At 63.2% G+C, this 22,258-nt stretch carries 30 protein-coding genes and 1 riboswitch; of the genes, 21 read left to right on the plus strand and 9 right to left on the minus strand.

Annotated elements, in window-relative coordinates:
- The first annotated feature begins 17 nt into the window (after nt 1-17).
- From FJ956_RS26965 to FJ956_RS26985, 5 genes are all read left to right on the plus strand, one after another.
- The gene (locus tag FJ956_RS26965; protein ID WP_140644862.1) at nt 18-995 is read left to right on the plus strand and encodes a sugar ABC transporter substrate-binding protein; all 978 of its coding nucleotides are present in this window, start codon (nt 18-20) and stop codon (nt 993-995) included.
- Nucleotides 996-1,074: 79 nt separating this feature from the next.
- Nucleotides 1,075-2,052 (plus strand): ABC transporter permease, encoded by a 978-nt coding sequence (locus tag FJ956_RS26970; RefSeq protein ID WP_140682723.1) that lies wholly within the window; start codon nt 1,075-1,077, stop codon nt 2,050-2,052.
- Between the two features lie 3 nt (nt 2,053-2,055).
- Complete coding sequence (locus tag FJ956_RS26975; protein WP_140682726.1) at nt 2,056-2,787, plus strand: ATP-binding cassette domain-containing protein; 732 nt, start codon at nt 2,056-2,058, stop codon at nt 2,785-2,787.
- Between the two features lie 11 nt (nt 2,788-2,798).
- On the plus strand, nt 2,799-3,554 hold the full coding sequence (locus tag FJ956_RS26980; protein ID WP_140682729.1) for an SDR family oxidoreductase: 756 nt from the start codon (nt 2,799-2,801) through the stop codon (nt 3,552-3,554).
- Nucleotides 3,555-3,562: 8 nt separating this feature from the next.
- Nucleotides 3,563-4,453, plus strand: a complete 891-nt coding sequence (locus FJ956_RS26985) for an aldose 1-epimerase (RefSeq protein ID WP_140682732.1) — start codon at nt 3,563-3,565, stop codon at nt 4,451-4,453.
- On the opposite strand, the gene dinB is transcribed toward FJ956_RS26985, so the two are convergent.
- Nucleotides 4,425-5,687 carry a DNA polymerase IV gene (dinB, locus tag FJ956_RS26990; protein ID WP_140682735.1) on the minus strand — a complete coding sequence of 421 codons (1,263 nt, stop codon included), beginning with the start codon at nt 5,685-5,687 and terminating at the stop codon, nt 4,425-4,427. The genes FJ956_RS26985 and dinB overlap by 29 nt on opposite strands.
- A gap of 268 nt (nt 5,688-5,955) precedes the next feature.
- Complete coding sequence (locus tag FJ956_RS26995; protein ID WP_140682737.1) at nt 5,956-6,336, minus strand: cupin domain-containing protein; 381 nt, start codon at nt 6,334-6,336, stop codon at nt 5,956-5,958.
- Between the two features lie 380 nt (nt 6,337-6,716).
- On the opposite strand from FJ956_RS26995, the gene FJ956_RS27000 reads away from it, so the two are divergent.
- Nucleotides 6,717-6,992, plus strand: a complete 276-nt coding sequence (locus FJ956_RS27000) for a hypothetical protein (protein ID WP_140682740.1) — start codon at nt 6,717-6,719, stop codon at nt 6,990-6,992.
- 29 nt (nt 6,993-7,021) lie between these two features.
- Nucleotides 7,022-7,258, plus strand: coding sequence for a hypothetical protein (locus FJ956_RS27005; protein WP_140682743.1), 237 nt, complete (start codon nt 7,022-7,024; stop codon nt 7,256-7,258).
- A gap of 108 nt (nt 7,259-7,366) precedes the next feature.
- Here FJ956_RS27005 and FJ956_RS27010 read toward each other — a convergent pair whose 3' ends face one another.
- Nucleotides 7,367-8,584, minus strand: coding sequence for a TadE/TadG family type IV pilus assembly protein (locus tag FJ956_RS27010; RefSeq protein ID WP_140682746.1), 1,218 nt, complete (start codon nt 8,582-8,584; stop codon nt 7,367-7,369).
- Nucleotides 8,585-8,865: 281 nt separating this feature from the next.
- Here FJ956_RS27010 and FJ956_RS27015 point away from each other — a divergent pair, with 281 nt between their 5' ends.
- From FJ956_RS27015 to FJ956_RS30665, 5 genes are all read left to right on the plus strand, one after another.
- Nucleotides 8,866-10,128: a pilus assembly protein TadG-related protein gene (locus tag FJ956_RS27015; RefSeq protein ID WP_140682749.1), complete on the plus strand. Its 1,263-nt coding sequence runs from the start codon at nt 8,866-8,868 to the stop codon at nt 10,126-10,128.
- Nucleotides 10,129-10,133: 5 nt separating this feature from the next.
- Entirely contained in the window at nt 10,134-10,574 is a 441-nt protein-coding gene (locus FJ956_RS27020; RefSeq protein ID WP_140682752.1) for a TadE/TadG family type IV pilus assembly protein, read from the plus strand.
- A complete protein-coding gene (locus tag FJ956_RS27025; protein ID WP_140682755.1) occupies nt 10,564-10,974 on the plus strand; it encodes a TadE/TadG family type IV pilus assembly protein in 411 nt (136 codons plus the stop codon). The genes FJ956_RS27020 and FJ956_RS27025 overlap by 11 nt, the downstream gene beginning before the upstream one ends.
- A 116-nt stretch (nt 10,975-11,090) precedes the next feature.
- Nucleotides 11,091-11,393 carry a hypothetical protein gene (locus FJ956_RS27030; protein WP_140682758.1) on the plus strand — a complete coding sequence of 101 codons (303 nt, stop codon included), beginning with the start codon at nt 11,091-11,093 and terminating at the stop codon, nt 11,391-11,393.
- A 407-nt stretch (nt 11,394-11,800) separates the two neighbouring features.
- A complete protein-coding gene (locus FJ956_RS30665; RefSeq protein ID WP_181170348.1) occupies nt 11,801-12,520 on the plus strand; it encodes a hypothetical protein in 720 nt (239 codons plus the stop codon).
- A gap of 467 nt (nt 12,521-12,987) precedes the next feature.
- Here FJ956_RS30665 and FJ956_RS27050 read toward each other — a convergent pair whose 3' ends face one another.
- Nucleotides 12,988-13,530: a J domain-containing protein gene (locus tag FJ956_RS27050; RefSeq protein WP_140682803.1), complete on the minus strand. Its 543-nt coding sequence runs from the start codon at nt 13,528-13,530 to the stop codon at nt 12,988-12,990.
- Nucleotides 13,531-14,043: 513 nt separating this feature from the next.
- On the opposite strand from FJ956_RS27050, the gene FJ956_RS27055 reads away from it, so the two are divergent.
- Nucleotides 14,044-14,451, plus strand: a complete 408-nt coding sequence (locus tag FJ956_RS27055; RefSeq protein WP_140682806.1) for a hypothetical protein — start codon at nt 14,044-14,046, stop codon at nt 14,449-14,451.
- Between the two features lie 270 nt (nt 14,452-14,721).
- Here the strand turns inward: FJ956_RS27055 and FJ956_RS27060 are convergent, their stop codons facing one another.
- Together FJ956_RS27060 and FJ956_RS27065 are read right to left on the minus strand one after the other, a co-directional pair.
- The gene (locus FJ956_RS27060; protein ID WP_246672198.1) at nt 14,722-15,069 is read right to left on the minus strand and encodes an exopolysaccharide production repressor protein; all 348 of its coding nucleotides are present in this window, start codon (nt 15,067-15,069) and stop codon (nt 14,722-14,724) included.
- A 275-nt stretch (nt 15,070-15,344) separates the two neighbouring features.
- Entirely contained in the window at nt 15,345-16,232 is an 888-nt protein-coding gene (locus tag FJ956_RS27065) for a DUF1236 domain-containing protein (protein ID WP_140682809.1), read from the minus strand.
- Nucleotides 16,233-16,479: 247 nt separating this feature from the next.
- On the opposite strand from FJ956_RS27065, the gene FJ956_RS27070 reads away from it, so the two are divergent.
- Both FJ956_RS27070 and FJ956_RS27075 read left to right on the plus strand, forming a co-directional pair.
- Nucleotides 16,480-16,779: a DUF1236 domain-containing protein gene (locus tag FJ956_RS27070; RefSeq protein WP_140682812.1), complete on the plus strand. Its 300-nt coding sequence runs from the start codon at nt 16,480-16,482 to the stop codon at nt 16,777-16,779.
- Nucleotides 16,780-16,990: 211 nt separating this feature from the next.
- Nucleotides 16,991-17,212 (plus strand): hypothetical protein, encoded by a 222-nt coding sequence (locus FJ956_RS27075; protein ID WP_140652209.1) that lies wholly within the window; start codon nt 16,991-16,993, stop codon nt 17,210-17,212.
- 178 nt (nt 17,213-17,390) lie between these two features.
- Here FJ956_RS27075 and FJ956_RS27080 read toward each other — a convergent pair whose 3' ends face one another.
- A complete protein-coding gene (locus FJ956_RS27080) occupies nt 17,391-17,741 on the minus strand; it encodes a DUF982 domain-containing protein (protein ID WP_140682815.1) in 351 nt (116 codons plus the stop codon).
- Nucleotides 17,742-17,954: 213 nt separating this feature from the next.
- Here FJ956_RS27080 and FJ956_RS27085 point away from each other — a divergent pair, with 213 nt between their 5' ends.
- From FJ956_RS27085 to FJ956_RS27105, 5 genes are all read left to right on the plus strand, one after another.
- Nucleotides 17,955-18,254, plus strand: a complete 300-nt coding sequence (locus FJ956_RS27085) for a DUF1236 domain-containing protein (RefSeq protein ID WP_140682818.1) — start codon at nt 17,955-17,957, stop codon at nt 18,252-18,254.
- A gap of 147 nt (nt 18,255-18,401) precedes the next feature.
- Complete coding sequence (locus FJ956_RS27090; protein ID WP_140682821.1) at nt 18,402-18,611, plus strand: hypothetical protein; 210 nt, start codon at nt 18,402-18,404, stop codon at nt 18,609-18,611.
- 119 nt (nt 18,612-18,730) lie between these two features.
- Entirely contained in the window at nt 18,731-18,967 is a 237-nt protein-coding gene (locus FJ956_RS27095; RefSeq protein WP_140682823.1) for a DUF2934 domain-containing protein, read from the plus strand.
- 376 nt (nt 18,968-19,343) lie between these two features.
- The gene (locus FJ956_RS27100) at nt 19,344-19,844 is read left to right on the plus strand and encodes a porin (protein WP_181170349.1); all 501 of its coding nucleotides are present in this window, start codon (nt 19,344-19,346) and stop codon (nt 19,842-19,844) included.
- Between the two features lie 20 nt (nt 19,845-19,864).
- A complete protein-coding gene (locus tag FJ956_RS27105; RefSeq protein ID WP_140682829.1) occupies nt 19,865-20,365 on the plus strand; it encodes a porin in 501 nt (166 codons plus the stop codon).
- Nucleotides 20,366-20,371: 6 nt separating this feature from the next.
- On the opposite strand, the gene FJ956_RS27110 is transcribed toward FJ956_RS27105, so the two are convergent.
- The gene (locus FJ956_RS27110; RefSeq protein ID WP_140682832.1) at nt 20,372-20,581 is read right to left on the minus strand and encodes a hypothetical protein; all 210 of its coding nucleotides are present in this window, start codon (nt 20,579-20,581) and stop codon (nt 20,372-20,374) included.
- Between the two features lie 224 nt (nt 20,582-20,805).
- Nucleotides 20,806-21,150 (minus strand): hypothetical protein, encoded by a 345-nt coding sequence (locus tag FJ956_RS27115; protein ID WP_140682834.1) that lies wholly within the window; start codon nt 21,148-21,150, stop codon nt 20,806-20,808.
- Between the two features lie 220 nt (nt 21,151-21,370).
- Nucleotides 21,371-21,483, plus strand: a riboswitch (TPP riboswitch).
- Between FJ956_RS27115 and FJ956_RS27120 the strand changes: the two genes are divergently transcribed.
- Nucleotides 21,474-22,082: a YkoF family thiamine/hydroxymethylpyrimidine-binding protein gene (locus tag FJ956_RS27120; RefSeq protein WP_140682837.1), complete on the plus strand. Its 609-nt coding sequence runs from the start codon at nt 21,474-21,476 to the stop codon at nt 22,080-22,082. Its footprint overlaps the riboswitch before it by 10 nt.
- The last annotated feature ends 176 nt before the right edge of the window (nt 22,083-22,258 follow it).

Raw genomic sequence — 22,258 nt, forward strand, 5'->3', positions numbered from 1 at the left:
CAAAGGGAGGAACAGACATGAAGAAACTCACCGCAATGCTATTGCTCGGCGTCGCCCTGATCGGCGGCCAAACCGTGGCCCGCGCCGACGGGCTCAACATCGTCTTCACCCACCATTCGTCGGCCTCGAACACGTTCTGGCAGGCGGTAAAGAAAGGCTTCGACGATGCCTGCGCCAAGGTCGAGGCGAACTGCAACATGGTCTTCACCCAGACCGAGGGCTCGGTCGAGCAGCAGGTCGCGAACATGCGCGCGGCACTTGCCGCCAAGCCCGATGCGCTTTTGACCTCCATCGTCGACGACCACGCCTTGGACGACGTCATCAAGGAGGCGCGCGACGCGGGCGTGCTGGTGATCGCCGTCAATGTCGACGACACCGAGGGCGCCAAGGGCAATGCCCGGCAGGCCTTCGTCGGCCAGGGTTTCAAGCCGGCCGGCTATTCGCTCGCCAAGGCGATTTCCGAGAGCTTCCCGAAGGACGGCCCGATCAAGGTGCTGGTCGGCATTTCGGCGCCCGGCCAGAACTGGTCGGAAAGCCGTGGCGCCGGCATCATGCAGTTCCTCGATGAGTACAAGGCCGCGCATAAAGACCGCGACGTGTCCTGGGAGCGCATCGACAGCGGCACTGATCTCGCCATCACTTCCGACCGCGTCGGCGCCTATCTGAACGCCCATCCCGACACCACGGCCTATTTCGACACCGGCTTCTGGTGCGCCGGCGTGGCGCGCGTGCTGGCCGATCGCGGCGTGGCGCCCGGCAAGGTGCTGCTCGGCGGCTTCGACCTCGTTCCGGAAGTGCTGCAGCAGATGCAGAAGGGCTATGTCCAGGCGCTGGTCGACCAGCAGCCCTACATGCAGGGCTTCATGCCGGTGATGGAGGCCTATCTCAACAAGAAGATCGGCCTTGCTCCTTCGGACATCGACACCGGCCAGGGCATCGTGCGGCCGAAGGAGGCCGACAGCATCATGGCGCTGTCCGCCCAAGGACTGAGATAAGCTCTCCAAACAGCGAGACCCGCATCGGCGACGCCAGCCGTCGCCGATGCGTCTTAATCCCGAACCCCGGAGCCTTTCGTTGAAGCGCCTGTTCAAGACCTATCTCGAAAAACCGGAGCTGGCCGGGCTGATCCTTCTGGTGCTGCTCATCGTCCTGTTCCAGGTGCGCTCGCACGGCGTGTTCCTGAACGCCGACAATCTGCGCGGCATCCTCGGCATCCTGCCGGAGGCGGGCCTCGTCGCCATCGGCGTCACCATCCTGATGATCAGCGGTGAGTTCGACCTCTCGGTCGGGTCGGTGTTCGCGCTGATGCCGATGTCGATGGCGGTGCTGATGGTGCATGGCTGGCCGTTCCCGCTGGCGCTGCTCGCCGGACTGCTGGCCGCGGCGGCGATCGGCTTCATCAACGGCTACATCACCATCCGCTTCGCCATCCCCAGCTTCATCACCACGCTCGGCATGCTGTTCATGGCGCGCTCACTCACGGTCGTGGTCTCGGGCGGTTTCCCGCCGCTCCTGCCCGCCGACCTGCCCAACTGGCTGTTCACCTCCTTCGTCGGACCGGGCAACATGTTCCGCATGTCCTTCCTGTGGTTCGTGGCGGTCGCGGTGCTGACTTCGCTGATGCTGTCGCGCACCAATTTCGGCAACTGGATCAAGGCCACCGGCGGCTTCCTGCCGGCCGCCGCCTCGATGGGCATCCCGACCGCCAGGGTCAAGATCGTCTGCTTCATGCTGTGCTCCGTGCTGTCCGGCTTCGCCGGCATGCTGCAGGTGCTGCGGCTGGGCTCGCCGCTGCCCTCGATCGGCGAGGGGCTGGAACTGCAGGCGGTCGCCGCCGCGGTCATCGGCGGCGCCTCGCTCACCGGCGGCATCGGCACGGTGATGGGCGGCATCATCGGCACGACGCTGATCCGCGTCATCGACAACGGGCTTGTGCTCAGCCACGTCGACGCCAATTGGTTCAAGTTCGCCATCGGCTTCCTCACCATCTTCGCCGTCGTCGCCAATGCCTGGATGCGCAAGCGCGCCAAGGCCATCAAGATGGAGGGCTGAGCCGTGGGCGACGCGATCATCTCGGTGCGCGACCTGCACAAATGGTATTCCGGCGTGCATGCGCTGAAGGGCGTCTCGCTCGACTTCAAGCGCGGCGAGGCGCTCGGCCTGGTCGGCGACAACGGCGCCGGCAAGTCCACGCTGATCAACATCCTGTCCGGCGTCCATCGCGCCGACCAGGGCGAAATCCGGGTCGAGGGCAGGGCGGTCAGCATCGCCACGCCGCGCGACGCGATGGATCTCGGCATCGAGACCATCTACCAGTACAACTCCATGGTCCCAACCATGTCGATCGCCAGGAACCTGTTCATCGGCCGCGAGCCGACCCGGTTCTCGATGCTCGGTGTCGGCATCCTGGACCAGAAGAAGATGGCCGAGGAAAGCATCCGCGCCATCGCCAATGTCGACCTGCATCTGCGCTCTCCCGACGCGCTGGTCGGCGAGCTGTCCGGCGGCCAGCGGCAGGGCGTCGCCATCGCGCGCGCCATGCATTTCAAGTCGAAGGTGATGATCCTCGACGAGCCGACCAACCATCTCTCGGTCAAGGAGACGAACAAGGTGATCGGCTTTGTGCGCGGCCTGAAGGAGCAGGGGGTGACAGGCGTCTTCATCAGCCACAACATGCACCACGTCTTCGACTGCTGCGACCGCATCGTGGCGATGGCGCGCGGCGAGGTGGTGCTGGACAAGCGCATCGAGGATACCTCGATCGACGAAGTGCATGGCGTGCTCTAGGGAACTCGGCAATGAAGGTGCTTGCTGGTCGTAAGGTGCTTCTGACGGGTGGGCTGGGCTCGCTCGGCCGGGCCCAGGCGGTGACACTGGCGCGGGCCGGCGCGCGCGTGCTGTTGCTCGATCGCCCTGATGCCACGGGCGCGGTGGAGATAGTCGCCGGGTTGGCCGGCGAGGCCGCGGGCGACATTGCCTTCATAGGCTGCGATCTCAACCGGCTGGCCGAGGCGGAGGCGGCGGCTGCCGCGCTGGCGGCGAAGGAAGGCGGCATCGACATCCTGATCAACAACGCGGCGCTGATCATCAACCGGCCGTTCGAGGAATTCTCGCTCGCCGAGTATGAGGACCAGATCCGCGTCAACTCTTCGGCCGCCTTCGCGCTGGCGCGAGCCTGCGCTCCAGGCATGAAGGCCAAGGGCTACGGCAAGATCGTCAACTTCTGCTCGATCACGCTCAACGGCCGGTGGGACGGCTACGTGCCCTATGTCGCGTCGAAGGGCGCCATGCTCGGCCTCACCAAATCGCTGGCGCGCGAGCTTGGGCCGCATGGCATCAGGGTGAACGCCGTATCGCCGGGCGCGGTGGTCTCGGAGGCGGAAGAGCGCGTTTTCGGCGATCGGCTGAAGGAGTACAATGACTGGATCCTTGCGAACCAGAGCCTGAAGAAGCGCATCGAGCCGGGCAACGTCGCCGATCTCGTGCTGTTCCTCGTCTCGCCTGTCTCCGACATGATCAGCGGCCAGAACATCGCCGTCGACGGTGGCTGGTGAGGGCTGGCATGGTTGAGCTTCTCGATGACCGCGCGCGGCTCGTGCTCGCGCCCGACAAGGGTGGCGCGATCGCCCGTTATGATGCGCTTGTCGGCAGCGCACGAGTTCCGCTTTTGAGGGCAGGGGACGGCACCGGCACATCCGGTTGTCAGCTCCTCGTGCCATGGTCGAACCGCATCTCCGGCGGCGGCTTCACTTTCGACGGCCGCTTCCATGCCATCGGGCCGAATGTGCCTGGCGAAGCCTTTCCGATCCACGGCGACGGTTTCCAGAAGCCCTGGCGGCTTGTGCGCCAGACCGACACCGAGGCGGAACTGATGCTCGATGACGGCGCGATCGGTCCTTACCGCTACGTGGCCACAGCCACCTATGCGCTACGCGACGGCACGCTGGAGGCGCGGCTGACTGTGGAAAATCGGGCCGGCATGCGCTTGCCCTATGGCCTCGGTTTCCATCCCTGGTTTCCGCGCGGCGCCAAGACCACACTGAAGGCGAAGGCAGCGTGGGTTTGGCTGGAGGATGAGCGTTATCTGCCAACAGGCGTCGCGCCGCTTGCTGAGCATCCGTGGTGGGATTTCTCGCGGCTCTCGCTTTTGCCGGCGGGTTGGGTAAACAACGCCTTTGTCGGCTGGGATCGTCGCGCTACCATCGTCCAGCCGGCGCAGGGGATTGCGCTTGAGCTGGCAGCTTCGCCGGAGCTGGACGTGTTCATCCTCTATTCCCCGTCGCATGATGCCGGCTTCTTCTGCTTCGAGCCGGTGTCGCACCCGGTCGATGCGCATCATGGCCAGGGGCTGACGGTGCTCGATGATGGGGCGACGATGAGTGTGACGATGCGGCTGGAGTGGGGAGAGGTGGGCGCACCCCCATCTACAACTCCTTCTCCGCCAGTTCCCTGAACCCGTCCGGCACCGAGCGCGGGCCTTCCAGCGCCACCGTGCCGTAGCCGACCGCCTCCTTGCCGAAGCGCTGGCGGATCTTGTCCACCGCCCGGTCGGCGCCGAAGCGCGCGAGACCTTTTCGGCTGCCGGGTTTGCGCTTCTCATCCGCCAGGCCGAGCGGCAGTTCGAGCTGCAGCTCGGCATTCTCATCCAGATGCGAGACGGAGATGGCGAGCAGCGAGATGTCGCGCTCGCCCGGATGGGCGGCGAGCACGCCGCGCACCAGTTCCTCGGCGATCTCGGCCAGCATCGCGGTCACCTGGATCGGCTGGTCTAGCGTGATCGAGCGGCTCACCGCGCGCATGTCGGCGAAGCGCACGCGCACCGTGACCGTGCGCCCGGGCCGGTCCTTGGCGCGCAACCGGCTGGCGACGCGGTCGGCCAGATGCAGCAGCGTCGGCACGAAGACGCGCGGCAACGCGGGTTTCCTGCCCAGCGCCGATTGCGCGCCGGCCGAATGCGCGCGCCGATGCGTCTCGAGCTTGCGCGGGTCGCGGTTCCAGGCAAGCGCGGCAAGCTTCTGGCCGGCGGCATGGCCGATCAGCCGCTCCAGCGCGCCGCTATGGGTGCGCGCCAATTGCCCGATCGTCTCGACGCCGATTTCCGCGAGCCTGGCCTTGGTCGCGGGGCCGACGCCCCACATCAGCGTGACGGGCAAATCATGCAGGAAGGCGAGCTCGGTGCCGGGCTCGACCACCACCAATCCGTCTGGCTTGGCGACCTGCGAGGCTATCTTGGCGAGGTGCTTTGTCCGCGCCACGCCGATCGAGATCGGCAGGCCGAGCTCGGCCTTCACCCGCGCGCGGATTTTTCGCGCGATCTCTTGCGGAGGGCCAAACAGATGCGTGCAGCCGGCGACATCGGCAAAGGCCTCGTCGATCGAGATGCGTTCGACCACCGGCGTGAAATCGTCGAGCACCTTGATCGCCGCATCGCCGAGGCGCTGGTACTCGGAAAAATGACCGCCGACGAAAATGAGCTGCGGGCAGAGTTCGCGCGCCTTGCGGCCGGGCATGCCGCCGCGCACGCCGAAGACCTTGGCCTCATAGGAAGCCGCCAGCACCACGCCGCCGCCGACGGCGATCGGCTTGCCGCGCAATGACGGATCGAGCAACTGCTCGACGGAGGCGTAGAAGGCATCGAGATCGGCATGCAGGATGGTGGCGGCCGCGGCGGTGTTCGTGGCGGCCATCGCGCGCTCCCATGGCCATTTGTGTGGCATTGCAGCATTAGCTGCGTCTTTTGTAAGGGGAATTAACGGAACATAAAGAGAACAAAAGAAGCTCTCTGTCAAGCCGCCACGCTTGGCCGTGCAGGTTTCCACAGCTGGGGGCGCAGCCATAGATAGAACGCCGGTTGTGTGCGTGACCTTGGCACGGGAGACGCCACCGCAGGCTGAGGAGGATCGCCTCGCGAGGCGATCCTCCTTCGCTTCTGGACGTAAATTGCGACTGTCTGCGCTATGCCGGCTTGGCGTATTCTTCGGCGCTCAGCACCTCGATGCACTGGAACGGCTGGTTGCCTTCCACCCACGCGTCATGGCCCGGCGGAATGGTATAGGAAGTGCCGGCCTCGAGGGTCTTTTGCGTGCCATCGGTCATGCGCACGGTGATCGATCCGGACACGACATAGCCGACATGCGAGACCTGGCAGCTGTCGGTCTTGACCACCGGCTTGACGCATTCGGACCATTTCCAGCCCGGCTGCATGTTCATCCGCCCGAGCGTGTAGCCCGGCAGCCGGACGATCTCGACACGCGTCTTGGCGGGCGCGCGGACCTCGTCGGGATTGTTGTGCGATTTGGATTCGAGTTTCGTTACGTTCATTGCAACTTCGGCCATGGTATCCCTCCCATGCGTGAAGCGGCGCCTGACGTTGCGATCATCGGCGACCGCGATGTTCTTTATAAGCCTTATTATGAGTTATTGCTAATGTAATCGGGGGTGACCGCGAGCTCGGCCGGGCGCTTGGCGCGTCGTCGTGGAAGGCGGATATGCCAGGCCCTCGGGCAACGGTCCCGGGCCATGTTCGGACCGAAGTCTCACCCGCCGAACGCAGAGGCCCGAGGCGCCGAATTCCAGGAAACAACAAAGGCTCCATTTCATTGGCTAGCAAGCCGCCGGACAAAGTCCCTTCATCGGCGGTTGACGACGGGTGCCCGCCATCCCTGCGATATGGCGGGCACTCCTTTCGCTCTGGAAACTCTCTTGGAGTTGCGGCCGTGCAACCCGGCAACGTGATCGCGAACCTGTTTGCCGCGCTGCTTTTGGCGGGATTGATCGGCGGCATCTTCCTCCTCTTCGGCAGGCCGCTCTGGCCACAACGCCATGCCCAGATGGTGGTCCTTCTTCCAATCGACACGATGGCCATCGGATCGGTGCGCAAGGCCTGTGTCGAGCCATGCCTGCCTGCTCGCTTCGATCTCAAGCTCGCGCCCGTCAGGCCGCCCGACGAACGCAGGCGAGGGAACCAGTCCGCGCCTCATACCGTTGATTGAGCGAAGGGATGGCGCAGGCGGAGGCCGCCATGCATAATTTCGAACTCATCGATCTTTTGTGCGTCATCGACGCATGCGCGAGCGGCCGTTTGGCCGGACGTGTGGTGCCGATGTCGAAGGCCGTCGAGGAATTTCGCGTCCTGACCGGCGATTTCGTCTCGTCGGATGCGGATGCGGCCAACGCCTTGACGCAGGTCGCGCTCGAGCGCGGCTGCGCGGTGCTCTTCGACGAGCAGCCGGGCGCGGATATCATAGGCGAGTTGTGATCTTCCCCTAGAAGCAATTCCAGGAAAAGTGTGAGCGGTTTAGGCTCGGCGCCTTCGCCGTAACCTTCCGTCTGGAATTGCGTTCAAAGGGATGACGAGATTGGGCGCTCATTTCGCCAGGGTGATAATCCGTCCCGCATACATCGCGCGGTTCCCGAGCTCGGCCGTGCAATCCGATTTTACGGCGGAGTTCCCCGTCATCGCGACAGTGTCGCCGACCAGCCGCAGGCAACTGCCCTGGGCGTTCATATCCGAATTTCCGGCATAAGCGATGGCGGCGTCCGGGGCGTAGATGAAACCGCTCACCACCGAGCCGGATCCGCCGTTCAGCGTCAGCGCCTGTGTGTTGCCGGGCGCCTGGTAGATTGTGATGCCGGTGTAAGGGCCGCTGGTCGGCGGCGACAGGTTCACCTGCTCATTGGCGTTGATGGTGAGCTGCGAGTTCTCCATCAGGAAGATCGTCACGCCCTGGCCGCTCAGGCTGCCGTTGCCGCCCGGCTTTATGGTGACGTTGCGCATGATGTAGGTGCCCGGATTGAGGGTAATCTTTCCCGACAGCGTCTTGTCGCAGTAGGTGCCCGGCGAAAGCGTTATCGTCTTGCCGTTCGGCACGGGCAGGCAGAGCGTGTAGGCGGGCGGAACGACGTCGGCCAGCGGATCGAACGAGGCATACTGGTTCTCCAGCGGCGCGCCGCAGGAAAGGGTGGCGCTGGGCGGCGTCAACCCTTGCGTGCCGCCGACTGTCGAGACGCAGCCGGCGCTGACGATCGCCGAGCCACCCCGGCTGACGGCATCGGCGGCGTCCGAATTGGCCGCGATCACGCAGCCGTTCATCGCCACATTGGTGGAACCCTGCAGGCTGACCGCGCCGTCGGCATGCTGGTCGAGCGCGAGCACGCAGGCCTGCGCGCCGGGCTTGATCTTGACCGAGGCGGAGCGCGTCGCCGGCCATGCCGGCATGCCGGGGACGAAGGCCGGTCGGCTGATGCTCGACGACACCGAAATGAAGTAGGCGCTCGGATCGCCGCTGGCCCCGGCCTGGAAGGCGGCGACGCTGCCCGAATATTCCTGCGCGTCGGCGGTGCTCATATTGGCCGCGAAGAAGGTCTGGCCGAATTGCTGCACGTCGCTCGCCGACATGCCCGCCTGGTATTTCGTACCGATTGCAAGGCCGGCCGCGTCCAGCGAATTCTGCAACTGCGCGGCGTCGTCGCTGGTGCCGATCAGGTTGATGGACCCTGCCAGGGCAAGCATCAGCGGCACCATGGCCACCGCGGTCGCGACCGCGAAGTTGCCGCGCCTCGAAGCCCAGAAACGTGCAAACATGGAAGTCCGCCCTCGTCGTATATGCGAGAGTGATAGGCACGCCGTCTCTACGGGCGATTTCCAAAAAAGATAAAATGCAGAAAATGCTAAAATATATGGTTTTACTGATAGTTACATCTTAAGTCTGAGAGTTTTTAGGCCTTAAGTCTTAGGGTGCGCGGCGCAAGGTGGGGGTGGCGGCCCGATGCGGTCCTACCATCGCAAGTCGAGCGAAATAATTAGGCATTCGTTCATATGGCAATGATGACGTCGTGGCTGGGATAGCTTGGGTGCGCTTGGCCATGGCCTTTTCAGGTCGGTTCATCAGACATCTTTTTTCTCGACTGGTCTCTCGACGCTTTTGCGAAGGCAAGGGCGGCAATGTCGCGACCATCTTCGCGCTGACCCTGCCGATCGTCGTCGGCGGCGCCGGCCTCGGCGTCGAGACGTCCTATTGGTACTATTCCAGTCTGAGGCTGCAGGCTGCGGCGGATGCCTCTGCCTATGCCGGCGCGCTGGAGAAGATCGCAGGCTCCGACACGGCCACCATCACCGCCGCGGCAACGACATCGGCCGCCTCGAACGGGCTGGGCGACGGCACCATCGTCGTCAACACCCCGCCGGCGTCGGGACCGAACACGGCCAAGAAGGCGGTGGAGGTCATCCTCAACCAGGATCTCGACCGGATATTCACCTCCATCTTCACCCAGACAAAGGTGCCGGAGCGGGCGAGGGCGGTGGCGCTGATCACCGACGCCTCCAAAGCTTGCGACATAGCTCTCAGTCTCACGGCTTCGCAGGCGTTGCTCTTCTCCGGCAGCACCAACGCGAAGAAGATCGGCTGCGTTGACATGGCGAATTCGAACGCCTCCGACGCAATCAAGATCCAGGGCTCGGCGGCTGTCCAGACCGACTGCCTGATCACAGTCGGCGGCGTCGTGCTGAACAATCCGCCGACGATGGTCTGCAAGGCCCCGATCACCCAGGCGCTGCCCGCGTCCGATCCTTTCGCCAGCCTGCCGGCGCCGGCCGCCACCAGTCCGTGCAGGAACGTCAACGGCAACAAAACAACGCAAACGCTTCAGGCCGGCACATACTGCAGCGGCATGAATCTCAACGGCAATATCGCACTTTCTTCTGGCCCTTATGTCGTGCAGGGCAATTTGAAGATCAATGCCGGCGCGGTCGTGACCTGCGCCACACCTTGCTCCGGCGTCACCATCTTCATGTCCGGCAGCAGCACAGTCAGCATCAACGGCAACGCCACGGTCACGCTGAGCGCGCCGACCTCGGGCACCTATTCCGGCGTGCTGTTCTACGGCGACAGGACTGGAACGGCAGCGCAGAGCACCTTCAACGGCACCGCGAACTCGCTCTTGACGGGTGCCATCTACTTCCCCAGGCAGCAGGTCAATTATCTTGGCAATTTCTCGGGCGTGAACGGCTGTACGCAGGTTGTTGCCGACACCATCCAGTGGTCGGGCAATTCGACCATCAACCAGGACTGCTCCAGCCTTGGGATGAAGGACATTCCGGCGGCGCAGTCGGTCGCGGTCGTCGAGTAGCGGCCATGGGGCTACCGGTAATCCGTTTTGGCAAGGACCGCTCCGGCATCGCCGCGGTGGAACTCGCGCTGGTGATGCCTGTGCTGTGCGCCGCTCTTCTCGGCGTCGCGGACGGCTGGTCCTATGTCACCAGCTCGCTGGCGATGCGGGCTGGGGTGAAGACGGCCGCCAATCTTGTCATGGCAGGCGGCACAGACGACAGCGCCATCCAGGGCGCGGTGTTGACGAGCTGGGAACAGAAGCCGGACGATGCGGCGGTCACGGTGAGCCGCGCCTATAAGTGTGGAACGACCGTGGTCACCTCGACCACCATCTGCAGCGGGCCGAAAGTGCCCTCGGTCTTCGTCCAGATCCAGGCGTCGGGCACCTGGAAGCCACCTTTCACCTTCGGCGTCTTCCCGCGCGACACCTCGATCGGCCATCTGCAGGTGGTCCGTGTCCGCTAAACAAAGACGTCAGGCATTTGCCGGCGACATCTCGGGCGGCGCCGGTCTCGAATTCGCGCTGATTGCACCCTTCCTCATCATGCTGCTGTTCGGCATCTTCGCCTTCGGCTGGTCGATGAACAACATCTCCAGCGTGCGCTACGCGCTCGAAGCCTCCGCGCGCTCCCTGCAGCTCAACAACACGCTGACGCAGGCCGACATCCAGGCGGTCGCGACGCAGAAGCTGCAGGCGCTGGGCTTGCAGAACGTGAACGTCACCATCACCACCGACCCGGCGAGCGGTGGATTCCGCATGGCGCACGTCAACGCCAGCTACGCCTTCGTCATCAGCTTTCCTTATTTCAGCGATTATCCGATCAGCTACACCACCTCGGTGACCGTGCCGCTGGTCGGCGGCTAGAAGGTCGATCGCCGCCCCGGTATCAACCCGCAACATTAGCGATCTCTTAATCGCGTAAGGTTGGCGCCAGCCCGGAATGCTAGAGATTTGCTGTCATCCATATCGGGAGCGCAGCCATGACCTCTGTTGTTGGAAGCCAGCACGGCACCGGCTTGGTGCATAATCCGAGCAAACCTTCCGCGTCGCCGGAAGCCTTGCCGGGCAAGAGTGCCGAAAGCGTTGGCCACCTTGCAAAGGCCTCGGTTTCCGAGACGGATGACAGCGAGCCGAACGCGCAAGGAAAAGCCGCGTCCCGGATCGCTCGGATGGATCTGACGGTCCTTTCCTCGACCGGTTCAGGTGAAGGCCAGGAGCCGGACGCCGCGGTACCCACGGATCGGGATGCAGGCGGCACGCAAGCCTCGGATCCTTCCATTTAATGCATGTCGCCCAGAAGTGTGCAGCGGTTCTGGGACAATGACATGCAGCAAAACAAAGCCTTAAAGCGCGTCGCGTCGGGCGCATTTCTGGTCGACGAGCCTGGTTCTGGCGCTGGGCGGAGGTTCCCGGTTTGCACGATTTCGCCCCGCCAGGACGTCCTTGGGACCATGGTCCGACTGGACAAGGGCCCTCATTGTTCCAAACGGCCCAAGCGCGCTCGGTCCTTTGTATTTTCGTTAAATTTCAATGTGTTAATACGATATTTCGTGAAAGTTGCCGGGCAGCGGCGGCCAAGCTCTCATTTCGCGACCGCAATTGCTTAAAGTTTATCCGACGCCATTAGGAAATTCTCATAAGAGGCTGCCTAGCGGTTGGGCCATCGACGATTCATCTGCGGAGAAGCAAAATGACATTGCGAAAGACACTTCTGGCATCTCTTGCCATTCTGGCGCTCGCGGCGGCCCCCGCGCTTGCCGGCGGCAACGGCCATGGCGGCGGCAACGGCCATGGCGGCGGCAACGGAAACGGTGGTGGCAATGCCGGCGGCAACGGCAACGGCGGTGCCTCGCACGGCAAGTCGGCTTCCGCTCCGGGCCACAACAAGGGCACCGACAGCGCGTCGGACGACAGCTCGACCGACAATACGACGACCGCCGCCACGCCGAAGGAGAAGAACCTTCACGCCAAGCTCGGCAGGTTGAACTCGCTGCAGCGCAACATCAACGCCTACATGAATTCCAAGAGCAAGAAGTTCGCCGGCATCCAGGCTTATGTGACGCAAGCGGCGGCGGCCCAGAACGCGCAGGCCGCGGTTGACGCGGCCCAGAAGGCTGTGGATGACGCCACGGCTGCGCTTGCCGCGCTGACTGCTCCCGGCGCGCCGACGCCGACCCAGCAGCAGCTCGATGACGCGAATGTCGCGCTGACCGCCGCGCAGGATGCGCTCACCGCTGCCACGACCGCGGCTGGCAATACGCCGCCTCCCACCGATGCGTCGTTGGATACGGCGCTTGCCGACATGGCCAACAAGCCGGTGGACGCCGACGTCACCGCCTGGGCCAAGGACACGCTGGCGGGCAAGATCGACGCGCAAGCCGCTGCCACGGCGCCGACAACAACCCCATAAGGCCGGCCGAACCGACCAGAGGGTGAACGAAAAGCCGCCGGGCCTCGCCCGGCGGCTTTTTTTGTCCTCCATTCCTCGACATCGAAAATATGCTGGCGCTGCCGATCGATCGCGATCCCACCGAAGTGCTGGCGCGCATCGTGGAGGATCGCCGTCATCGCCGCGAATTCTGAAGGTGGGCGCCTCCACGATCGTCTCCGTCGGATGCTGGCAAGTTGGGCCAAAAACGCTGGCACGTCAGACCTCGGTCGCCTTGTATTCTGCAATACGCGACGCCAATGTAATCGCGTACTCCTCGTCTTGCCCGCCATGGTGCATGGCTTAGACTCCGCCGCCCCCGGCGAACCGAGCCCAGATATGGGGAGTTGAGAAGACGACAGTCGATTCCTCAGGGATGTAGCTGTTCCTTCATCGAGCCCGCCACTGGTTCAGGCGCCAGTCGGCGGGCTTTTGATGGTCGGCCTAATTTAATCCGCGTGATCGAGCAGGCGGGTGGCGTCGGGGCGATCACGGCCCTGCTTGGTCCCGGCGTGATCGATGCCTTCCACTGTGATCGCGAATGTCCCGTTCTCGGTCCTGCCGATGAAGCCCTTCGCCTTGAGGTACCACAGGTGGAATTCCAGGTGCTCGCGAGGGCAGCCCGACAGGCGCTCGAGCTCGTCGTCGCCGATGCCCGGATTGTTGACGTCCCGCCGCCGCCTCACATAGAGGAGCGACAGCAGATTGGCCTGGATGACGCTATCCCTCGCCATGCCGCCGCCGTCGCGGGCGCTTTCCGTGAGTTCGTGACGAAGGCCAAGATGCTCCCGGTAAAGGATGTCGTACTGAGCCCGTTTGACTGGGTCCCGCAACGTATTGTGGGCTTCCACGATCTCACTGAAGCGCGATTGATTGCCTGTTTCCCGATTGTCGGGATGGTAGCGCATGGCAAAGTAGCGGAAAATCCGCTCGATGGTCTCAGAATTGGCGTTCGGGCTTATTTCCAGAAGTTCGTAGTAGTCAATGAACATGTAATCGTGCTTCCGATTTTACGGAAACCACTCCCGTCGCCAAGCATTGCTCAAATGCTGCGGGCGTGCAAGGCGCATCGCCTTGCCGTGCTCCACCATCGGTTCTGGCCGAACGATGGGACGCTGAAGCCCATGCTTTCACCCACCGGCTGGAAAGGGGCGACGTCCTGTCCGGCGGTGTCTTGGTTCCGATGGCCGATCGGCAAAGGCTTGCGCTGTCCAAGGTCGGAAATCCTTACCGTGTCAGTCCGCTATTGCGGTGGAATAAATTCCGGGTTCTGTTACATTAGCTCCGTTTGAAATTCAGGTGGCAACCTGGATGGGGGCCGACCTCAAGCCCGGCCCCCTTTTTGGCTCGCCTCGAAAGAGGCGGGCCATTTTTTTGCAAGGTCGCCGGCGCTTCACGGCTTTCGCCCTAAGCCCGCACCGACTTAGGTGCGCCATGGCTAATATGGCTTGCAGGATGTAGACTTCGCGGAGTCGGGTCTACAGAGGCATTGGGAGGACAAAAAAATGCCACGGGTATCGGAGCTTTTCTTCAAGACGGCCATCGTCTTTCTTATCCTGGGCGTCGCCGCCGGGCTGCAGATGGCGATTTCGGGCGATCACGGCGCCTTTCCGGCGCATGCCCACATCAACCTTCTTGGCTGGGTCACCAGCGCCATCTTCGGCGGCTACTATGCGCTCAACCCGGCCAAGGCCGAGCGCCGCATCGCCATGATCCATTATGGCCTCTATACGGTCGGCATCGTGATCATGCTGCCGGCGCTCTACTGGATGCTGGCGGCAGGCCATCCGGAGATCGAGCCGGTCGTGGCGATCGGCTCGCTGATCGTCGCCGCTGCGGTGCTGGTCTTTGGCTTCGTCGTCTTCTCGTCTTCGGAGACGGTGCGCTCGGCTTCTCCGGCCACCGCGCGTTAGCTCGGCGAACCACAGGATTGCAGCCGGCTCGGACCACGGTTCCGACAGCTGCAAGCCGGCCGTTTGCATTGCGCCGCGTTAACGTCGTGAGAGGCGCCCGCCGGCGACGATACAAATTGATTGATGGCGCCTCGGAACTTTAGCACCGAGGCGTAGCCCGGTGTCCGCGTTCGAGCGGAGAATGCGGAGCGGGCTATTGCAGCGCGTCGGCCTCTCGAAAAGGAAAAGACGATCGGTCCGCGGCCCGACCGCAAACGCCGCTCAAAGCGATTAAGGCAGCAGTTTCGGGAACAGCCACAAGATGAGAGCGTGGACGATGCCGTCGCGCTCGAATGGGCCGGGTATCTTGGCCGGTGCCGAGCTTGCGTCCGCCTTGCGTTCGTCGGTCACGCGGGTCTCGCCATGCACGAGCCAGAGCACGGCCACGAAATAGCCGGCCTGCAGAACCACGGCCGCTAGGAACGTCCAGCCGATCGACATCCAGACAGATCCCGTGGAGGCGTAAGTCCAACCCAGGATCACCAGAAGCGTTGCCACCATTCCCACAAGAAACTGCGGAAAATACATCTGCCCATCCGAGCGCCGCGGCCACATTCGGTCATCGACGATCTCGCCCATATCTCTACCCATCTCGACCCATGCACCTTTTCCTGGTGGACCGCAAGCTTGAACGATTTGCCGGCGGGCCCATCGCCCTTTTGTCCGGTCCGATAGGGACCAGGGACGCAGGACTTCCGGTGTGACAACTGGGAATTGCGCCAAATCGTTCCCGAGGCTCGACATTCAACGCGTGCCTAATGAACACACGCAGGCTATTGCCCGTGTGTTTGGTTGTTTCTGTACGAAAAAAAGGCCCGCCGCATGGCGGGCCGTTGTCTGTCCTGCTGTCTGGATCAGGTCAGGATCAGCACGATCTTGTAAGTGTCGGGGTCGACGATGACGATGCGTCCGTCGGCCAGTACGAAATACTCGTAGGATTCGTAGGCAGGCACGATCTTGACGATACGCGCCGGCAGGCGGTGCAGGCGCACCTTGTGCCGCGGAACCTCAATGCCGACAGAGATGTCGAAGTTGACGTCGCGAACCGGCTCGACCTTGGTCTCGTGGATGATCTGCGTGACCTGCGTCTTCTGCTCCACCGTCACGTTGTTGATCGAGGCCGTCTTACCCTGATCGGTCTCGACATTCGTGTTGCCCTGGGCGTTCTGCTCGTTGGTAGTGCCGGTCTTGCCCTGCGCATTCTGCTCGGTCTGCATCTTTGTATTGCCGCCCTGAGCGTTCTGCTCGTTGGTGGTGCCGGCCTTGCCCTGAGCTTGCTGGTCGGTCTGGGTCTTGGTCTTGTTCTGGGCATTCTGCCCGGTGCTGGTGCCGGTCTTGCCCTGAGCGTTCTGCTCGGTCTGCATCTTGGTGTTGCCCTGAGCATTCTGCTCGGTACCGGCCTTGCCCTGCGCCTGCTGCTTCTTCTTCAGCTGCGTGTTGTCCTGGGCATTCTGGTCGGTGTTGGCGCCGGCCTGACCCTGAGCCTGCTCATCGGTCTTCATCTTGGCTTTGCCCTGGGCCTGCTCCTCGGTGTTGGCGCCGGCCTTGCCTTGGGCGTTCATCTCCGTCTTCGATTTCATCTCGCCCTGAGCCTGCCCGCCGGCCTTGCCGCCCTTCTGGCAATCGGCCGTGCCGGCCGCGCAATTGTCGCCGCCGCTCGGCTGTGCGGACTCGGTCTGGGCCATGGCGGCGCCGCAACCGACGCCAACCGCGATCATGCTCGTGATAAGCAGATGTTTCATGGGATTTCTCCTCGGAAAATTCGGTCCCTTCACTGGGAAAACCCGGTCCGAAAAGCATTGTTCCGAAATTGTCGCGCCGCGCGCCGGTGACGTTCTTCGAACACGCCTGTGACGTTCCCCCGAAAATGGTATCGGCGAATTTTTTGCAGGAACAAGGCCTGTCGGCCGGCGTTACGCACAATGCCTAACAGCTGTGAAATCGCAGGCGCAGCGTGAGAGGCAAACTATCCAATCAAGGAGAACATCGATGAAAATGCATCTCACAACCGCTGCCGCGGGCCTGCTGCTTCTGACCGGCATCGGCGCCGCTGCCGCTCAGGACGTCGTTATCCAGCCCGAGCAGGAAACGGTCATCCGCGAATATGTGCACAAGCAGCCGCTGGCCTCGGTCGAGGTTCCCGGCGTCAAGCTCAGCATCGGCAGCGTCCTTCCCGACACCGTCGAGCTGCACGAAGTGCCGAACGTCAAGTACCGTTACGTTGTCGTCGACAACCAGACGGTCGTCGTCGATCCCGGCACGCGCAAGATCGTCAAGATCATCGAGTAGGATCCATTCGCCGCTGAATGACAGCCTGCCGCGGTGGCGGCGGGCCGTTAACCAGTATTAATTCGTTACCCGAGGCTAACGGAACCTTTCGCCCCAGGCACGCGTTGCCGCCCCTGTGTTCGCATTTGCCTCACAGAGAACACAAGCATGCGCAGGATGAGGATTCGGGCGGCGGCGAAACAGGCACGGGTTGGGGGAGGAGCTAACCGACATGTCGAAACGAGAAATCGGAACATCCCGTTCGCTCGGGATGCGGGTCGCCGATCTCAAAGCCAGGATGCGGGACGCCCGGATCACCGAGCATGAGATGAAGACCTTCCAGAAGGTCGCTGCCATCATGGGGGGCGGCGAGGGCTCCCTACGCATAGACGCGGACGATCTGATCGCCGCGTCCTTCGTTACCGAGGCGCCGGGCGAATCGGCACCGAGCTGACAGCGGCCTCCAGCCAAATCCCCGATCGATCCAGTCGACCGTCAGCCGGCAAGGCGGCGGTCTGCAGGCAAACGGACGCCACGCGGCGTCCGGCTCGCTCCAGAACCACCAGGCGGTTCCTAAAACTTGCAGCAAGGCCGATGCGTGTGGCGTCAGTCTGAACGCGCCGAGGCCGGACCTATCCAGGCACGTGTCGGTTCTGTGCCCGGCTTTCGCGTATCCGGCTTCGCCTGATCTTTGCTTCGCGCAGCACCGCGACCGGATCGGCGCCGGTCCACTCGATCCCAGCCTTCCGTGCGAAGACCAGGAACGCCTGTCGCGCCTTGTCGAGATCGATCTCTCCGGTCCGCGCCGCCTCGCAGGCGCGGAATGCCTTGGCGTAGCTATCGCCCCGCGTGGCCTGCGGCCATTCCTTGAGGAAGTTCTGCATCCCGGTGAGCGTGGCGATCTCGCGCTTGAAGCCGGCGCCCACGGCAATGGCCACGGGGGCCCGAAGTTCGATGTCGCTTCTGATGGGGCCTTCTTGCATGACTGCGGCATCCTTTTGATTTCAAAGACTTGGGCAGTTTCAATGCCTTCCAATGCGGAGCCGATGCGAAGGTTCCGCCAAATCAATTAGTCGTCGCTGACGGAACAACACCTTGCCGGTGGCGTTTGCCCCGGGAGCTCCCATGTTCGACCTGCCCGTGTTTCCGCCCCGCGGAGGCCGGGCGGAGCTCACCAACGCAACAGGAGAGAAACGATGAAAACCACCCTCATTCCAGCTGTCGCCGGCCTGGCTCTGATGGCCGGCATCGGCATCGCGGCCGCGGACGAGGTGATCGTCACGCCGGAGCAGCAGACCGTGGTCAGGGAATATGTCCACAAGCATCCGGTCGCCTCGGTCAATGTGCTCGGCCTCGAGCTCGGCATCGGTTCCACCGTGCCTGACACCGTCGAGCTGCAGCAGGTTCCGGACGTGCAGTATCGCTATGCGATCGTCAACGACCGCACCGTGCTGATCGATCCCGGCACGCGCCGCGTTGTTCAGGTGATCCAGTAGATTTAGTCCTGCCAGTAAATCTAGTCCTGAAAGAGCCCGATCCTCTCCCGAAGCATCGGGGAAGGATCGGGCTCTTCTCGCATCCGGGCATAAGGCCTAAGATAAACAGCGGTTTGGGAGGCAACGAAGGCGGAAGGAGTCGTTGCCATGCATCATCCACACGTCGAATCACCTGACATTGCCCGCCAAGTCGACAAGCTGCTGGCCGAACGCGGCGATGGGCTGCTGTCGATCAAGCAGGCGGTCACGCTGCTGCGCGAGCGCACCGGAACCGATCGTTCCGACGCCGACCTGGCCGGACTGATCATCAAGAAGGCCGCGTATCTCGGCATCGCGGTGCTGTCCGACGAGAAGTGAGCCATCACCGGATATTGCTTCAAGATGCGTTTGCGCGCCGCGTCTACACCCAAGACGGCACGCGAAAATTCAGCTAATGTTTGGCTGGGGAACAGTTCCAAACCTTAGGAGGCGACAAAGTGACGGACGACAGGCACGAACGCATTCGCCAGCGCGCGCACGAGATTTGGGAGCAGGCCGGCCGGCCTGATGGCGCGCATATGGAGCACTGGGACCAGGCGACGGCCGAGATCGATGAGGCGGGCAGGCCGAAGAAAGCCGCCAAGAAGGCCGCTGCCGCCAAGGTCGAGAAGCCGAAGGCCGCGAAGCCTGCCAAGGCGCCCAAGGCGCCACCCAAGTCGAAAGCCAAGGGCTGATCGCGTCCTAAGGGATTACGGGCGGTCGTGAGACCGTCTGCCGCGTAGTTGACCGACCGGCGGCGCGACGGCGACCTGCAAAGCCGCGGCCTGCGCCAGTTGCGCGGGCCATGTCGGCGAGCCTGCCGAGCAGATCGCCTGGCATCGCTTGATATTAGAGAATGTTAATAAGACTCGACGTCACGGCTCCAAATCATCGGGGAATTACTGATCAGGTTGAACTGTTTGCTGCAGCTTGGCTGCAACATGTGTTAAAAAGATGAAATGCTCCCAGTAAAAGTCAGGCATTGAGCGGAAAGCGCAGTTGACTCCGCGCGCCCGCATGCGCCTTTTTCATGCGAGGCTTTCTCTCAACATCCAACTTCGGGGATCAGGCATGCGGGGTGTCAACCGTGTCATTTCATTTGCGTTTCTAGCCGCGGCGGGCGGTCTCTCCGCGCCCTGCCAGGCGGAGGGGCCGGTCGAGTACGTCAGGGTGTGCACGGCGTATGGCGCGCAATACTATTACAGTCCCGGCACCACCACCTGTATCAATGCCGACACGGGCGAGACGCGCAGCGCGACGGCGGGCGGCGTGGTCGGCAAGACGGCGTTGGCGAGCAAGGTCGACGACATCGACCGCCGCGTCCAGCGCGCCTTCGAGGGTGCGTCGGTGGCCTCGGCGCTGGCCGGACCGGACCTGGTGCAGGGCGAGCATTTCGGCGTGCGCGTCAACTGGGGCAATGCCGGCCAGTCCAACGCCATGGGTGTCACTGGCGCGGCGGTTCTCGGCGAGGGCTTCATGCCTGGCGGCAACGGTCGGCTGGCCGGCGCCGCGGGCGTCGCCTTCTCCGGCAAGGCGGTCGGCGGCAATGCCGGCCTGCAGTTCACCTGGTAAGCGCGACCGGGGGGCAATCAATGTTCAGATATCTTCTTGCGCCGGCGATCCTCGGCGCGGCAACGCTCCTTGCGGCGCCATCCCAGGCGGCGATCGCATATCTCAAGGTCTGTTCCACCTATGGGGCCAATTACTACTATAGCCCGGGCACGGACACCTGCATCAATGCCCAGACTGGCGTGACCAAGAAGAAGGTCGACGACGGCAATGGCGGGAAGACAACGGTCACCGGCAAGACGGCGTTGGCCGCCCAGGTCGATGACATCGACAACCGCATCACGCGCGCCTTTGAGAACGCCTCGATCTCGGCCGCGCTCGCCGCGCCCGATCTCGTCCAGGGCGAGCATTTCGGTGTGCGCGTCAACTGGGGCAATGCCGGCTATGCCAATGCCTTCGGCATCACGGGCGCCGCGGTGCTGAGCGAGGGCTTCGACCATGGCGGCCGGCTGACCGGCACGCTCGGCATCGCCTTCGCCGGCAGCCAGGTCGGCGGCAATGTGGGGCTGCAGTTCAGCTGGTAAGGGAGGCTACCGCCTCCCTTGCTTTCCGGCGTATTGCGCGACCGCGCAAATGAGGGCCAGCGCCGCCGTATCGCAGGCGGTCCGCGACGGCGACGGTCCCCTGGCGAAAAGCACCGCGTCCGCGACGGGGATCGCCAGGCCATGCTTTCTGGCGAATGACGTGACTTCGTAAGGCTGGTCGTCGGGCTGCATGCCGATGTCGATACGCTGGTCCATCAAACGAGTTCCTCCCTGGTACGCGGCTTTACCCTCCTTCGCCTGAGACGAATTTAACCACCCGCCGCTCATCCGCGTCCACCAATTGCCAATTGTATGAAACGATGCATTTTTCGACAGGCGGCCCAAGGGTTGTAGGCTGAGGGAGCGATGCGGTTCGACAACCCGCCCGAGCCGCGCTCCGTCGCGCCAGCTTGCAAAGTCACCTCCGGCAGGCTGTGACCTCACCATGCATCGCTCGACCGGGCAAACCTTACCCCCGCTACGATCATCGCGCTCTCGCATTCGCTGATCAGCCTGAGATTGCGCAGATACCGCGCCACAGTCTCCGGCACCCAGGCGGCGCAGGCTTCGACATAGGCGCGGCCATGCACCAGCGTGCCGGTCGAAAGCCGCTCGTCCTTCTCGGCGATCACCTTCAGATATTGCCGGATGAAACGGATGTCGTCGGCGATGTCCTGGCTGGCCATACGCCAGGCGCCGGCGAGGCGTTCGCGCTCGGCGAGCGGCAGTGGCGACAGCAAAGGGCGGGAGAGGTCGGCGAAAGCGGCATGGTTGGTGGTGTTCAAGCAAATCCCCTCAAAGGAAGGGGAGGATCGTACTTTACGTACGAAAAACAATCAAGCGGGATTCGTACAATTTGAACGATACTGCGGTTGCGATACCGCGGTTATAAGAAATCTGCGAAAATCTTATAACCCGGCATCTCCCTTAGGGAGATGGGATTCTTGGCCCAATTGGCCGCGCAAAAAAACCGCTTTCCCATTCGCTCGAACAGTGCTTTAACGCGGCCATCCACAGGGGTGCTCCGTATGGTCGGGGCTGAGATGGCGGCGGCAAGCCTCCGGACCCTAAAGCTGATCTGGATAATACCAGCGGAGCGAGGCGGGCCATGTTTTCCGGCGCACAGATTTCCCTTTATCCCATGACCGACGATTTCGTCGGCGTGATCCTCGGCGCGTTGGGCGCGCTCGATCCTTACCGCGACAGATTGAGGATCGAGACCGACGATATCTCGACGCTGCTGGTCGGGCCGCCCGAAGTGCTTTTTCCCGCCATGCGCGACCTGTTCGTCGCGGCGGCGAGGAGCGGCAAGCACTGCGTGCTGTCGGCCGCCGTCTCGCGCGGCTGCCCCGGCGAGCCGGACGACCCGATCTGCCGCTCCGATGAGATCGCCGGCCCGGCGATCCCGCTCGACGAACGCAAACTCGCGGCGCTCCGCGCCGTCGAGGCGACGCTCTCGACCGACCAGCCGGTGGCGGCGCAATTCTCGCTCTATGTGATGGGCACCGGCGACCACATGGACGAGATCTATGGCTGCATCGACTTCCTGAAAAACTCCGGCGTCTTCGAGCGCTCGAAGAATTTCTGCACCAGGCTGCGCGGCGACGCCGGCGCGGTGTTCGCCACGCTCGCCGAAGCCTTCTGCCGCTTCGGCCCCGGCGCCGGGCACGTGACCCTCGACATAACGATTTCGGCGAACAGCCCGACCGCGGTTTGAGCCGCGTAGCGCTGCCGAGGTAGACGTCATGGCTGTTTCGTTCGGTTCTACGCCGCAAGAAGAGTCTTCCGAGATTGGCGAAGGCCGGGGTGCCGTCCAATCTCCCCCCTGTATGGACTGGGGACATCGCGAACAGGTGTGCGAAGACATCGCGAACAGTTTCGTGCGTTTTGCGC

Source organism: Mesorhizobium sp. B2-4-3, assembly GCF_006442815.1.
Taxonomy (GTDB): Bacteria; Pseudomonadota; Alphaproteobacteria; order Rhizobiales; family Rhizobiaceae; genus Mesorhizobium.